The 14,528-nt window shown below is 39.3% G+C and carries 14 protein-coding genes; 4 read left to right on the forward strand and 10 right to left on the reverse strand.

From position 1 onward, the window contains the following. Positions 1 to 28 precede the first annotated feature (28 nt). Positions 29 to 4,615 (reverse strand): translocation/assembly module TamB domain-containing protein, encoded by a 4,587-nt coding sequence (locus N6H18_RS10950; protein WP_262308315.1) that lies wholly within the window; start codon positions 4,613 to 4,615, stop codon positions 29 to 31. A gap of 156 nt (positions 4,616 to 4,771) precedes the next feature. On the opposite strand from N6H18_RS10950, the gene tsaD reads away from it, so the two are divergent. The 4 genes from tsaD to N6H18_RS10970 all read left to right on the forward strand — a co-directional run bounded on the left by tsaD (position 4,772) and on the right by N6H18_RS10970 (position 7,690). Continuing rightward, positions 4,772 to 5,776, forward strand: coding sequence for a tRNA (adenosine(37)-N6)-threonylcarbamoyltransferase complex transferase subunit TsaD (tsaD, locus tag N6H18_RS10955; protein ID WP_262308316.1), 1,005 nt, complete (start codon positions 4,772 to 4,774; stop codon positions 5,774 to 5,776). An 82-nt stretch (positions 5,777 to 5,858) separates the two neighbouring features. After that, entirely contained in the window at positions 5,859 to 6,320 is a 462-nt protein-coding gene (gene smpB / locus N6H18_RS10960) for an SsrA-binding protein SmpB (protein ID WP_262308317.1), read from the forward strand. A gap of 2 nt (positions 6,321 to 6,322) precedes the next feature. Further along, complete coding sequence (locus N6H18_RS10965) at positions 6,323 to 7,078, forward strand: C40 family peptidase (protein WP_262308318.1); 756 nt, start codon at positions 6,323 to 6,325, stop codon at positions 7,076 to 7,078. A 102-nt stretch (positions 7,079 to 7,180) separates the two neighbouring features. Continuing rightward, on the forward strand, positions 7,181 to 7,690 hold the full coding sequence (locus tag N6H18_RS10970) for an HNH endonuclease (protein ID WP_262308319.1): 510 nt from the start codon (positions 7,181 to 7,183) through the stop codon (positions 7,688 to 7,690). On the opposite strand, the gene N6H18_RS10975 is transcribed toward N6H18_RS10970, so the two are convergent. The 9 genes from N6H18_RS10975 to N6H18_RS11015 all read right to left on the reverse strand — a co-directional run bounded on the left by N6H18_RS10975 (position 7,687) and on the right by N6H18_RS11015 (position 14,477). After that, a complete protein-coding gene (locus tag N6H18_RS10975) occupies positions 7,687 to 8,175 on the reverse strand; it encodes a CAP domain-containing protein (protein WP_262308320.1) in 489 nt (162 codons plus the stop codon). The genes N6H18_RS10970 and N6H18_RS10975 overlap by 4 nt on opposite strands. Before the next feature lie 74 nt (positions 8,176 to 8,249). Continuing rightward, positions 8,250 to 9,002, reverse strand: coding sequence for an enoyl-CoA hydratase/isomerase family protein (locus N6H18_RS10980; RefSeq protein ID WP_262308321.1), 753 nt, complete (start codon positions 9,000 to 9,002; stop codon positions 8,250 to 8,252). Then, positions 8,986 to 9,579: a TetR/AcrR family transcriptional regulator gene (locus N6H18_RS10985; RefSeq protein WP_262308322.1), complete on the reverse strand. Its 594-nt coding sequence runs from the start codon at positions 9,577 to 9,579 to the stop codon at positions 8,986 to 8,988. Before N6H18_RS10985 ends, N6H18_RS10980 begins: the two co-directional genes overlap by 17 nt. 136 nt (positions 9,580 to 9,715) lie before the next feature. Continuing rightward, positions 9,716 to 10,012, reverse strand: a complete 297-nt coding sequence (locus N6H18_RS10990; RefSeq protein ID WP_262308323.1) for an SCP2 sterol-binding domain-containing protein — start codon at positions 10,010 to 10,012, stop codon at positions 9,716 to 9,718. Then, positions 10,009 to 11,115: a glutaminyl-peptide cyclotransferase gene (locus N6H18_RS10995; protein ID WP_262308324.1), complete on the reverse strand. Its 1,107-nt coding sequence runs from the start codon at positions 11,113 to 11,115 to the stop codon at positions 10,009 to 10,011. Before N6H18_RS10995 ends, N6H18_RS10990 begins: the two co-directional genes overlap by 4 nt. Positions 11,116 to 11,179: 64 nt before the next feature. Next, positions 11,180 to 12,466: a cation:proton antiporter gene (locus N6H18_RS11000; RefSeq protein ID WP_262308325.1), complete on the reverse strand. Its 1,287-nt coding sequence runs from the start codon at positions 12,464 to 12,466 to the stop codon at positions 11,180 to 11,182. Positions 12,467 to 12,900: 434 nt separating this feature from the next. Beyond that, positions 12,901 to 13,320 carry a c-type cytochrome gene (locus tag N6H18_RS11005; RefSeq protein WP_262308326.1) on the reverse strand — a complete coding sequence of 140 codons (420 nt, stop codon included), beginning with the start codon at positions 13,318 to 13,320 and terminating at the stop codon, positions 12,901 to 12,903. Further along, complete coding sequence (locus N6H18_RS11010; protein WP_262308327.1) at positions 13,301 to 13,927, reverse strand: SCO family protein; 627 nt, start codon at positions 13,925 to 13,927, stop codon at positions 13,301 to 13,303. The genes N6H18_RS11005 and N6H18_RS11010 overlap by 20 nt, the downstream gene beginning before the upstream one ends. A gap of 16 nt (positions 13,928 to 13,943) precedes the next feature. Beyond that, positions 13,944 to 14,477 carry a CopD family protein gene (locus N6H18_RS11015; protein ID WP_262308328.1) on the reverse strand — a complete coding sequence of 178 codons (534 nt, stop codon included), beginning with the start codon at positions 14,475 to 14,477 and terminating at the stop codon, positions 13,944 to 13,946. Positions 14,478 to 14,528 lie beyond the last annotated feature (51 nt).

Consider the following 14,528-nt stretch of genomic DNA (forward strand, 5'->3'; position numbering starts at 1 on the left):
TTAAATCTGTTTGATATGCAGTCTATTGTTATAATAATTCTTCGTCTTCCTTGAGGGCATCTTGTCCTGCGGGCAGAGTGTTTTCTGGTACTTTTTTTCTGTTTTCTTCTCTGCTGTCATACAAGATTTTTTGTAGTTCATCAAAACTCCGGACATACTGAAGACTGAAGCCAGTCTCTATGCCGTTTCCTGTTTCGGTGATGTTGTTTTGGTCTGAGCGGCTGTACATTTTGGCTCTCAATCTACCATCTGAGGTGAGTAGGTACTCTACAGTCCAATCCCCGATGATGGCTGACATTTCATTTTTGGTTTGGTCATTTGGCAATCCTCCTCCTCGTGTCACTCTGAGCCTGCCGTCTAGGAAGGTGTAAGACAATCTGAGCTGAAAGGTGTTGAAAGCATCGTCACCCAGGCTGGCAAGATTAACATCGATCACTAGGTTTTCATCTACTTGATTCGCCCAGTAACTCAACTGGTTGGATACAAACTCGCTCAAGCTACTTCCAATCGTTTCTAAACTCACCTCAAAATTGTTTTCAGGAGAAAATCTCCTTAGGATCAATAGACTGAACACCTGTCTGTTCATTTCCTGATCATTGGTTGCAATTTTTAGTTTAAAGGCATTGATGATCGATTCGAGATTGAGAGGGTCTCCAGGCGGTATGGTTATGTTGTTGGGATAGTCTTCTACATCTATGCCGAATTTGATTTGTGGTGTGAGTAGGTCTCCTTTCAATGACAGTTGTACGACAGAGTAATATTTGCGACGTGTCTCTGTAGAATTACTCTGTTCTTCGCTCAGGTAGGGAGCCAACAAGGGTGCGATAGAGGTCAACTGCCTGTATTTGGCGGTGATACCAAGTTGTGCTTCGTATGGGTTGCCATACCATGAGATGGTACTTCCTTTCTGTATATCAAACTCTTTATTGATGATATTGTATAGTGTGAAATTGTACCCTCCATTGTCGATTTCAAAATCTCCAAACATATTAAAATCCCCATCAGAATTGATCTGGAGTTTGATGTTGCCGTTGCCTCTGCCACGTATGATGTCCCCAGCCTTGATGTCAAAAATGAGCTCAAGATAAGCGTCTGTAGTCATTTCAATATCGAAGAGTAATTGAACACCCTTTATTTTGCTAACCTCTTTTTTGATAGTAGATGTGACGATTTCGTTGACTTTCTCATCCGAGAGATCGACAAATTCGATGTATTCTTGCTTTTCCAAGGTATAGTCGTTGCTGTTGGACAGAGGGATAGCAATGTGGGTGCCTCTGTTGGACTTGGCGCGAGCATTGATGTAGATATTGTCTATCGATCCACCGAAATGAATGCTACCAGAGGCATAGGCAGTGCCATAGTAAGCAGTGTTTTCGACCGAGGTTGTATTGAGCAACTTGAAATTTTTGAAGGTTCCTGTGATGTCAAAAAGGAGATTACTCACCCCATAGTGCGTAATGCTACCAGATAAGAAGGCTTTGTTTTTTTCGGTATCATTCAACTCCAGTTGGTTGGGGATGATTTTGTATTTATTGAACAGTATTTCTCCATTTAGAGCGTACCGTGTTTTAAGATATTTTATGGTTGTTTCTCCTTGGTCGATGTTGGCTCTGCCATAAATTTCAGGTTTGTCAATTGTACCTTTCAACGAAAGAATGGCATCTGCATATCCAGTCAGGTCTTCGATGCTGCTTTTAAAGATGGGCTCGAATATTTTCAGGTGGGTGTGTTCAAATTTTGCATTTAGATCTAGTTGTTGCTCTTGCTCGTAAGGATAGATATACCCATCAAGTGCTATTTTCTTTTGGTCATTTCGGATCAAATGAAAGTCGACAAACAGTCTGTCTTTGTTATTTTCCCATCTTGAAACACCAAATATATTGCCAACGAGAAAATCCTCGATCACCACGGTACGAGCGATCAAATCACTCTCTATGACGTTCTCTTCTTTTCGTCGTTTGATGATCAAACTTCCATCTAGCGTTCCTTCAATTTTGGAACTAAATAGAGATTGTAGGTTTTGAAACTCAAAATCATTGATCATGATTTTGAGTTGTTTGTCTGGAGCCAAGGAATAGAAACCATCAATAATGATGTTTTCGTGGTTGCTAAAGAGTTTTAGGTTAGAAAATTGCCATTCATCGTCGTTGTAGGAGATTAGATTTTGCTCATTCCAATACCATGGGACACCTAGTATTTTGATTCGAGATGGAGACAGATGAAAATTGATTTTGTCACTGTCAAATGTAATATCCGTATTGATTTGAAAGCTATTGGCATATTTTTCTTGATCAAGGTTGAAAAACAGTTCCATTTTTTCTTGATACCAGATGGCATCAATCATGAGATTCTCGGCACTATAATCTTTGCCCCAATTTTGATTTTTACTTGCTCCATATATAGAGGCCAACACTTCTTTGTCATAGGTTTCTTTGGATATGTTGAGGTCAATTTCATTGTGGGCGAAACTGTATCCATTGATTCTGAGCGTATCAAATTCGGTAAATAGGTTGAGCTTGGAGGTAGAGTCCTGACTAAAAACACCATCAATTTTCACTACTGGTGACAGGTAAAAATCGGGGTAAAATGGTTGTATGAATTTGTTAAGATCCCATAAATTCAGGGATATGTTGGCTAGGAGTGGAGCAACGGGTAGCTTAGATTTGGCTTTGTAATATTTTTGCATCTCTAGATTGTCAGGATTGAGATACATGGCCAGTTCATGACCGAAATTGATCAAACTCGCAAAAAGGTCGCTGTTTTGATACTCTCCTTTGATTTCTCCTGTCAGTCCATCAGTTTCAAGATGCATGATTCTTTGAGGGCCTATTTCGGTGGATAGGAATTTGATTGAGTTAATGTTAAGCTCTTTTTCCTTGAAGACAATTTGATTGTTTGAGAGACTGATATATCCTCTGAGATCATCTGTTTTTAGACCCTTCATATCTATGTCGATGATGGAGCCTATCGTCACCGCTTGTGGGCTAAATCCTAGCTCCTTGAGGTGTGCCCATGATAGTTTTGCCGTGACATCTATTTTGTTGACATCCTTATGCAAGTCAATATCCAGAGATCCATCAAAATTAAGATTGGGGTCTTGTATGACTAGCTGCCCATTGAATATTTCTTTTTCAAAATAACCCTCTGTGTAGATGTTTTTGTAGGTGTAGCCTCTGTATTGGATGGAGTCAGTTTGTGCTGTGAGTGTGAAAGTTGCATTTTTTTGTTCTAACCCAGAACCCTTCACATTTCCTTGCATGGTTATTTTTCCTAAACCCTGGTTGTCAGGTAGAATGGCTCGCAGATCAAAATTGCTGAAGGCAAGGTTTCCGGTGTAGGATGCTCTGTTGTCATCATCTATTTTAAAATTGAGGTCTGTTTCAATCTTGCCTGCATGAGAGTAAAATTTGCCATAAGTCACAAAGTCCGAAGCAAAACCCAAGAATCCTGCATCTATCTGCGTGACTCCCAGATGTTGGAGCTGGATAGATTCGTTTTGGTTGAGGTATTTTTTTAGATCTGTAGGGATAATGACGGAGTTTTTGAGATTCAAATCCATGAAGGTCTCCGAAAGTACAGGTAAACCATTGATGTTGGCTGTCCCTCTCAATCTAGACTGTGTCCCAAACTGAATGTCAAGATTGCGTCCTCGCAGACGACCTACCTTGCCAGAGATCTGTCCAGACAAGGTGATTTTTTCTTTGATTCGACTTGCACTCTTGTTGAACAGTGCAATTTCTTCAAAATCCACTTTGGCACGTTTGAAATTGCCATTGAATCGAATGCTGTCCACGAAATAGGAAAAATCCGATGGGTGATTGTACTCAAAACTAATGGAGTCTCCTATTTGACTTTTATCAGTTTTGAGTAAGAAATCATACACCGAAAGTCTGTTGCCCGTATAGCTGAATTTCCCAAAAAGAGAATTGATGTTGAGTAGATCCTGAGGGTCACGGCTTCTCAACCTGTCAATTTCAAAACCAATACTATCCTCAACGAGATTGAAATTGCTAAGTGTAGTCAGAATATTGCCAAACTGGAAATGGTAATAGTCTTTGCCATACTCCAGTGTATCTTGCCTCATGTCATTAAACGAGAAGAGTCCGTCAGTAATTTCCACCCTGTCTATAAAGGACTCTAGTTTTTTGCTGTTGACATTTTCTGATCTTAATAGTGATCCAACTTCAAAGAAAAACTGGTTGATATTTACAATTGAAGAGTCGCTTTTTTTGATGAGATGAACTTTGGGTTCATTTAACTCCAAAATTTCCGCATTGAATTGTTTTCTCAACAACAAATCAAACAGTCTGAGATCAATGTGTGCAGATGAGATCGAAATCAAGGTGCTGTCGGTACTCTTCTCAAATATCCGTACATCTTTCAACTGCATCTTGTCATACCAGGTCAGGTTGCTGTGTCCAATGGTAATTTCAAAACTGGTATGAAGAGAGACACTTTCCAAGAAGGAATTAATAGCTCTGGTTTGGATTTTGGGAATTTGAAAGAAAGCAAATGAAACGAGTAAAACTGTCAATATAACAACAGGAATCCATACCAGTACTCTTGCGACTCTGTGCAGTATGACATTGTTCTCTACATGGGGAAAAATCTTCATTTGTTAATTGCTACGCAAATGTAGCTTGAATTCATAAAACAATAATGATACCTATTTTAAGAAGTAGAAGACTTGATTACACCAATTTTATCCGCAAATTTGCCCATTCAAGTATCAACCGCGAACAGCGGAGTATCAAAGGAGTAAGAAGGTAGAATGGAAAATGTTATTTTGGCAATAGAATCATCGTGTGATGAGACTTCTGCTGCAGTTTGTATAGATGGACTGATCAAGAGCAATGTGATCGCTACTCAAGCCATACATAGCAAATATGGAGGAGTAGTGCCTGAGTTGGCCTCACGTGCACACCAGCAGGCCATCGCACCTGTGGTGATGGAGGCATTGGAGCGAGCAGGGGTGAACAAGACTGATTTGACAGCCGTGGCTTTCACGCAGGGCCCTGGTTTGTTGGGAGCATTGCTGGTAGGTGCGTCATTTGCCAAATCATTGGCTTTGGGGTTGAACATCCCCTTGTTAGGAGTGAACCACATGAAGGCGCACGTCTTGGCTCATTTTATCGAGCATCCTCGACCTAAGTTTCCGTTTCTTTGTTTGACCGTGAGTGGAGGTCATACGCAGATTGTACGAGTAGATGATTATTTGGATATGACTGTGCTAGGTCAGACCAAAGATGATGCGGTAGGAGAGGCTTTTGATAAGTGTGCCAAAATCATGGGTATTGCTTATCCAGGAGGTCCAATTATAGATCGCTTGGCAAAAGAAGGTAATCCAGATCGTTTTGAGTTTTCGAAGACTGACATGCCAGATTTAGATTATTCTTTTAGTGGTATCAAGACTTCTTTCTTGTACTTTACCCAAAATCAATCTCAGAAAGATTCGAATTTTGTAGAAAACAACAAACATGACCTTGCTGCCAGTATTCAGAAGCACCTGATCGCCATGCTCATGGATAAATTAACGAAAGCTGCCAAGCAAGAGGGGATCAACCAAATAGCCATAGCTGGGGGTGTGTCTGCCAATAGTGGCTTGCGTCAGACCTTGATAGAAGCAGGTGAAACCCATGGGTGGGAGGTTTTTATTCCGAAATTTGAGTATTGCACTGACAATGCAGCCATGATCGCCATGACCGCATATTATCAAGCGGCAAACATGGTCTTTGCCTCATTGGATAGCTCTCCTATGCCTCGAATGAAATTTTAAGACAATCCATCCAATTGTGTTTTCATTTAGGTGAAATAAGGTTGGATAAATGGTCAAATCGAATAACTTTATTATCAATAAGATGAGCAAAACTAGATTTTCTAATGCCGTAAATATCCAAAACAAAAAAGCGAGATTCGAATACGAATTTATCGACAAGTATGTAGCGGGCATTGTATTGAGGGGAACAGAAATCAAGTCTATCAAGGAGGGACTTGCGAGTTTGCAAGAGGCTTATTGCTTTGTTTCGAATGGAGAGTTATTTATCAAAGGGATGCATATCTCGGTGTATGCCCAAGGAGGAGTTTACAATCACGAACCCTTGAGAGAGAGAAAACTTCTTTTAAATAAAAGAGAAATTGAAAAAATACAGTCTAAGTCTGATGAAAAAGGCTTGACATTGATTCCGTTGAGGCTATTCATCAATCCAAGGGGATATGCCAAAATGGAAATAGCTTTGGCTAGAGGGAAAAAGATACATGATAAGCGTAGCAGCATAAAAGACAAGGATGTAAAAAGAGAGCTGGAACGAAATAGGTATTAACCATGAACCAACAACCAAAAGGGATTTGCCGTATGGCCGTAGTCCCAATGAGAAATACTGCTTCACATACTTCACCGATGATATCCCAATTGTTGTTCGGTGAGCACTACGAAGTGATCAATGAAGAAGGCGACTGGGTACAGATCGAATTGGCCTTCGATCATTCACAAGGATGGATATGCAAAAATCAACACAGTCCCATCACCGAAGAATACTATAAACAAATCAACCTGTCGGACTACAAGGTTTGCATGGATTTGAGTGGGAGTATTTTTTTTCAAAAAAAGAATGTAAACATCGTATTGGGCAGTGTACTACCCATCACTACCAATGAGCTTTTCAAGTTGGAAGAGCAGATCGCTTTCAATGGTTCGGCCAAAAGTCTTTCTCAACGACGTGATTTTGATTTCATGCGGGATGAAATTAAAAAATTTGAGCACGCACCTTATGTGATGGGTGGCAAAACACCTTTTGGGATAGATGAAGCAGGATTTATACAGCAGCTTTTCAAATTGTGTGGATACAAATTGCCGCGTACCATACTCGCTCAGTCCAAAGCAGGCAAGAAGGTAGAAAGCCTGTCTAAAATTCTAGCAGGGGATTTGGTGTATGTATTGACTGAGCAGCCACAGGGATATATTTATCTGGGTAAGGAGGTGTTTATTGGAGTGAGCAATGGAGAGGTGAGGAGAATTAATCATTCTTTCAATGAAACAGATCCTATTGCTATCAGACGAATTCTGCAAGAGAACATGTAAGACACCCATGCTCAGGGTTGATACATTTGGAATTAGAGCGCAAACCTGCTTATATTACAAATAAAGGCTTGTAAGTCAATAGTTTGTAATATGTATCAGCAGATGAAGAACAATGTACTTGTATTAAATCAGGATTACTCTCCCTTGACGATATGTACCGTCAATCGAGCTTTTTTGTTGGTTTTTTTGAACAAGGCAGAAATGCTAGAAGCTGACAGTGATGCTGCCATGCGTACTGTCAATGAAAGCTATCCAAAACCTACGGTGATCAAAGTGAATAGGTATATCAGTGTACCATACCGTGGTGTAGTATTGAGTAGACAGAACCTTTTCAAACGAGACAATCATTGTTGCCAGTATTGTGGTGCCAAGAACAATCTGACAATTGATCATTTGATTCCTAGATCCAAGGGTGGTAGATCAGTATGGAATAACCTAGTCACAGCGTGTAAATCGTGCAATGCTAAGAAAGGAGATATGAGCCTTGAAAAGGCAGGTATGCGTCTGCTTCAATTACCTTACAGGCCGACCTATTTGATGTTTTTGAGAGACTCAATGGGTGAACTGCGCAAAGAGTGGAGGAACTATCTCAAGTCAACGAAAGTGGCTTAATAGGGGGATTCCCCTACATAATTTCCAGGAGGATTATAGTTGCACACCCAGATTACATTCCCATCACAGATGCTTTTTGCACAACCTACTTCAGTGGTGTTTTCCCAAACGATCTGAGTGTAATGACCACAGACTTTGTCTTCTGCACATTTGTTTTTTGAATGACTATAATCTTTTTTTTCTGCACCCCATGAATCAACCGCGTCTCCTGCTGTGTAATAACCCACAGTTCCTTTGAATAAATTTTCTCCGTAAGAGTTTTGGCTGTGCTTGAAGGCACAATTGTCTTTTTGCAATGCAATTGCCCAAGTATTAGCTATCGAAGCTAAGGTATCAGAGTATTTGATGTTTGCCACACCCACCTCCGTTCGCCAAAAATTATGTCTTTCTATGATAAGTTGAATTTCTTCTGTGGTGGCTTTCTGACCAAAAGAAGTGTAACTGACAAGGAGGATTAATAGAAATGAACAGAGTAATCGGAGCATTTTTTTATTGAAAAGGTAAATAATTCTGGTGCAAATCACATCAATTTTGATCGATGTTGAGATTAAAATGCGTTTTATTTATTTCTAAAAGCGTTGAGAGCAGTTTGTGTAGTGGGAGAAAGTACCAGTTTACCGCTTATTTTGGCTCTTTCTTCTAGGAGCTGAGTCCAGTTTTTACAGTTGTTCCAAAGTACCTTTTTTATTTCACTTATGGCTTCTTGACTATATGTAGACAATCGACGGCTCAATTCTGTGATTCTTAAATCCATTTCACTTTGAGTCGCAAAAACTTCAAGATACATTCCCATGGACTGAGCCCATTTCGCATCTTTCCAGGTAGTGGGATTGAGAGTCAACTGTGAGAAGGCCGAAAGACCAATTCTTCTCACCACAGCGGGCTCTATCACGAACGGACCAATACCTATGGATAATTCACTTAGTTTGATGGAGGCAGAATCTAGTGCTACACAATAATCTGTGGCACACGCCAGTCCCACGCCTCCTCCTACGGCCTTTCCGTGGACTTTGGTAATGATCAATTTGCTGGAGTTACGCATGGTGTTGATTACGTTGGCAAAACCCATGAAAAAATCCTTGCCTTCAGCTTCATTGGTGATCAATAGGAGTTCATCAAAGCTAGCCCCTGCGCAGAACACATTGCCTGTGCTTTGTAAAACAATGACTTTAACCGAAGGATTATCGCTTAATTGCTCAATAGACTGTTGAAGTTGCTTCAACAAGTTTGAAGGGAGTGAATTGCTTTTTGGATGATAAAAAGTAATTGTTGCTACTCCATGATCATGTGTGTGTTCAATTTTTCCACTCATATTGATTCTCAATCATGCCTGACAGAAACAGCTCCATGATATTTTTCTTGATGTCATTGACATTGTGCTCCTGATTGGCATGATACCAATGTTGTAGCCAACGCACGGACGATAGGAGTGTATAGAGCGCAATCCTAGGGTTCATGTTTTTGATTTCTCCTTTGTCTATCCCTTGTTGAATGATGTCAATGAATTGATATTCATATTTTTTTCTCATATCAAGGAATTCGGTCTTGCACGGTTCTGTCAAATGCTTCCATTCGTCATTCATGACGGTGGCTAATGGAGAACTCATTGAATTGATCTGTATATGTAATGCAATGAGTTTTTTGATTTTGCTGATGGGAGTGTAGTCCGAGTAATAAACTTCCTGCATTTTGGAACTATAAGTCCGAGCCAAAGAGAAACATATTTCATTCAATATTTCCTCCTTTGATTTGATATGATTGTAGAGACTGGCGGCTTCCATTCCCACCTGAGCAGCCAAGTCTCGCATGGTCGTAGCGGAATAACCTTTCTCACGAAACAATCGTGCGGCTTCTTCAATGATGATATGTTTTTTGGACTTTTTGATCACTTCTTAATATTTAGATACAAAGAGCTCGTTTAAAGCTAACAATTGTTAGTTTTAAATGAAAGACTATTCACCTAAAGGTTAATCTGTTGTTTCTTACAAGTCTGGGAACATTGTCATTAGAGACCCAAATATAGGTCTAAAATAAGTTGGATAGCTTCATCGCAACACCCATTTCTCCTTCAACTTTAATTTTTCCCATCATAAAAGCTCCCATGGCATTCATTTCGCCATTCATGAGTTTGTTGAAGTTGTCTAGAGTCAGTTTGATAGTGCAATCAGCATAATCATCCTCATTGGTGACCTTTGTCGGATTGGAACTGTCGTCGAGTGAAATTACCCCCTCATCAAATTTGAATTTGATTTTTTTGCCAATAGCACCGCTTTTCTTTTCGGCTAGGGAAGCTACTTTTTTAGTTGTTTCCTCTAATGTCATATTGGCTCGTGTTGTAGGTTTATAATTTCTATCTCAAACAGCTTTGGCCACCATTTACCAGTAATATAGTATGTTTTGGTCAAATCATTAAACGCGATACCGTTTAAAACATCAATTCTTTTTTGATAATTTTTAGAATCGAAAATTCCAGACATATCTAGCACATATTCTACGCTACCAGTTTTTGGGTCTATCACATAGATTTTATCTGTTTGATATCTATTTGCAAAAATTTTCCCATTGATGTATTCTATTTCATTGAGGTAATCAATGGGGCCTCGGTGATCGTACACTTCAATTGATCCTAGGTTAGTAAAATTGATGGGGCTTTTAAAATACAGCTTGTTTGAGCCATCACTCATTACCAAGCTGTCGTTGTTTAAAGTGGTCAAGCCCCAGCCTTCTGTGTCGTAGTAAAATTCACCTAGTTTGTCAAAGGTGTTTTTATTAAAAATGAAGCCTTTGGTGGATTCCCATGTCAACATGTACAGGCTATCTCCCTTGATTGCTATTCCTTCTCCAAAAAACTGTTGGTCAATGTCTTTTTTTCTAAGTATAGTGCCTGATTGTAAATCGACCTGACGTACACTTGATTCTCCTTTCTGTCCAGTGCTTTCGTATAGTTTGTTGTCATTCACGAGGAGACCTTGTGTATATGCATTTGGGTCATGTGGGAATGTGTTTATAATCCTATAAGTAAGTTTTTCTGGTTCCTTGCCTGTCAGAAATGTCAGATTGACGATGCGTCTCTCTACGGTTTGGTTACTAAGATAAATGTTAAGAATAAGACTGCAAGAGCCTGTTTTGTGCTGATTAGTAGACCATAGATGAGTTGTGTCTTGGTGAATTTTAAACAGTGATTCTCCGTCCAATGTACAGATGACAGAATCAATTGTTATTTCCTGACTTGAGGAATGAATTTGGAAGTTGATATCCTCTCCAAGTTTGAAAGTACTGTTGTTTTGAGGAGAAATTATTTTTGTGAATTGAGTTCTGGTGGTTTTGTCTGGGGTAGACGTTTCCCTTTTAACATCGCAACAAGTCAATACGAATGATAAAGTGATTAATAAGGCACAAGTTTTAAGGATATTTATTGATTCCATGACGCAATAATAATTCCTTAGTTCTTCAAAGCAAACTCCTCTTGTAAGGAAGTCAACTGGATTGTTATGAATGACTTGATTTTGTTTTGGGCTGTTGTGGTTTCTTATCGTTGAAAGTCGTTCTCATGAGATGTGGAATGGTCAATCCTTGGTACAGAACCGAACAAACTACCACTGTATAAGTCATCGTGATGATGATTTCTTTGCCTTCAAAATCTGGCAATGACAAGGAAAGTGCGATCGGAATCCCGCCACGCAAACCACCCCATGCAAGGACATTGATCGTGTTTCCTTCAAACTTTCTAAATGTACTCATGGCGGCAATTGGTGCTCCTACACTGATATACCGTGCGGCAAGTACAATGATGTAGGCAAACAAGCCAGCTGCAAAGTAGTCATATCTGAGAGGAATGATCAACATTTCTAATCCAATCAATACGAAGAGCATAGCACTCAATGTTTCTTCAATCAAGTACCAAAACTTGAAAACGTAATCACCTGCTGCGCTGGTTACATGTCCACTTTTCCCTTCATTCCCTATGACGAGCCCCATGATCACGACCGCTTGCTTTGCTGACACATGGGTAAACTCCGCAAGTTGTGTGCCTGCCATGACCAATGCAAGTGTCATCAACACTTCCACTTCTACTTCATCATTGTCTATGTATTTGAGCAGGCGATAGCCTAAATAGCCCAAAAAGAGTCCAATAATAATTCCTCCAATAATATCGGTACCAAATACCCAAAGAATATCAACTGGTCCAATGTAATGATCTTCACCAGAGTGAGCAAGGTCTAATAGAGTCAATGCCATAACTACGGCAATACCATCATTGAACAGAGATTCACCTGCAATTCTAGTTTCGAGATTTTTAGATAGGTTGTATTTTCGGATGGTCGCAGACACGGCGATAGGATCGGTAGGTGAGATCAATGCACCAAAGACCAAACAATACATCATGTCTAGTTCCAATCCAATCCAATCCAATAGATAATATACAGAAACTCCGACTATGGCTGTGGAGATAATTACCCCTACAAATGCCAGAATAATAACTGCAGTCCGTTCTTCTGCTAATTTTTTAAAATCAATTTGGAGTGCACCTGCAAATAACAAAAAGCTCAAGACAAGCTGGTAGAGGACTTCATGATAGTCGTAGTCCTTTAATATTCGTTCAGTACCTAATTTGAATTCTGGGATTAATTCATTGAGAATCAATAACGCAAGAGACAACCCCAATGCCAAGATCATCAATCCGACTGACGAGGGGAGTTTTAAGTAGTAGGTGTTGATGTAGATAAAAACCCCTGCAAGAAATATGAACAGGGCTAGAATATCTAATATTTGCATATTGGTGAATTAAGAATTTTGATTAAGTGGCGGTTAAAATTCTTCTTTTACAATATTAATACAATTCAATTATAAAAATACGCACAATAATAAGTAAAAAAGTGCAATATCAAGTTTTTTGCCAACATGAAGCTTAGGCATATGATTGTACCCGAGGGAATGGTTAGTTTTTATGGCTGTGCTGAAAATGACTTTTAGAAAGTAGTGACTTGTACCTAATATAAGATATAGAAACTATGGCTGCTGAAAATAGGAATAATATCATGGTTACAGGTTTTTAAGTGATGAAAAAAGGCTGTATTCTTATTACTTCTTAAAACTATTGAACCAGTTGTTGAGGTTTAAATTAATTCGATTAACAGGGCAAGCTTTTAGATCAATCGATCAATACTAGTTATATGTCCATGTGTGCTTTTTTTGAGGGGATGTATGGGCTATTGACAAAGACTAAGGCTTGTTTCTACTTGTGAAATATGAATGATTCCGCTCTTTTTTCCCCATGTATTATCTATGTAGGTCACAATTTCAGCGATTTCAAGTGGTGTTAGCCGTTCATTGGCTGGCATTTGTCCGTCAAATACTTTGTCTTGTATTGTGAGGGAACCAATCATACCATGTTTGATACCACAGATCACGTGATCCATGTTGCTGGCAAGGAAAGTAGAGTCTATTGGTGGAATCAGTTGTCCCAATCCAGAGCCATCGATTTGATGGCAATTGGCGCAATGAGTAGCATACAATGACTTGCCCTCAATGCTGTATTGTTTCAACTTGATTTCGTCTTGATTGGTTGCTTTGCAAGAGAATAAGGCAAAAAGAGTAAGAAGGAGTATTCTATTTAGTAAACTCTTCATTTAGAAGTGTATTTATGTCTTTGATCAGTAGATCTACTTGTTCTTTCATGGTGCCGTCATATACACCTCGGATTCTTCTATTTCGATCTACCAGCAAAAATGCACCGCTGTGAATAAACCCTCCGGGGGCATCTGAATCAGATCCTGCTGTGACCATGTAGCTTTTTTCTCCTAACTGGTAAATGACCTCTTGATCTCCAGTGAGGAACATCCATTTGTCGCTGGATACACCTAGTGATTTGCTGTATTCAGAGAGTACACTGACATTGTCATAAACTGGATCGATGGTATGAGAGAGTATTTTTACTTTCGGGTCATCTATATACTGATCATACACCCTTAGCAATTGTTTTTTCATGACGGGACAGATCGTAGGGCAGGAGGTAAAGAAGAAATCTGCTACATATATAGAATGAGCCATGGAATCATTGTTGATCCATACACTGTCTTGATTGAGTAAGTTGAAGTCTGCTACCTGATGAGGAACTGTATCGAATGCTATTTTGCCATCAATTTCACTACTGATGATTTCTGGATTACCTAGGACGGGTAATTTTTTTGGTTCTTCACAAGAAAGATATATTCCCATACCAAGGATACTCACCATTATTAGATTCAAAGATTTAATCATCTTTTCTAAGTGTTTTATAAAGTTTAATTCCCAACATCAACAATATTCCAAGGGCAACAATGCCAGCTACACCCCAGATCCAACTAAAGGCATTTTTTAATACGACTACAAATACAATTGCAAACAAAAATAACGTAGATATTTCGTTCCAGATGCGGTATTGCTTTGAAGTGTATTTGAAGATGCCCCGAGCCATTTGCTGGTGAAGACGACCACAAATAATATGGTAGATATACAGTCCGATCACAAGGGTTAGTTTTACATGAAACCATGGTTGTTGCCAATAATTCATCAAGTAAGCCAACCATCCACCCAGAAAAAGCGTAATAATTGCCGATGGCCAAGTTATAATATACCAGAGCCTGCTTTGCATGAGCAATAGTTGTTTGCTCAAGATGCTTTTTTCAGGTTCTTGCTTTTGAACTGACTCTGTAGAGTATATAAATAACCTAACCATATAAAAAAGCCCTGCGAACCAAGTAACCACAAATACAATGTGTGTCGCTTTGAGGTATAAATATATCATAGTGTAGTAATCTATGGCAAATATATAGGTCAGTAGATAGTTCTCATACTG

Origin of the sequence: Reichenbachiella agarivorans, from assembly GCF_025502585.1 — a bacterium.
Classification (GTDB): Bacteria; Bacteroidota; Bacteroidia; order Cytophagales; family Cyclobacteriaceae; genus Reichenbachiella; species Reichenbachiella agarivorans.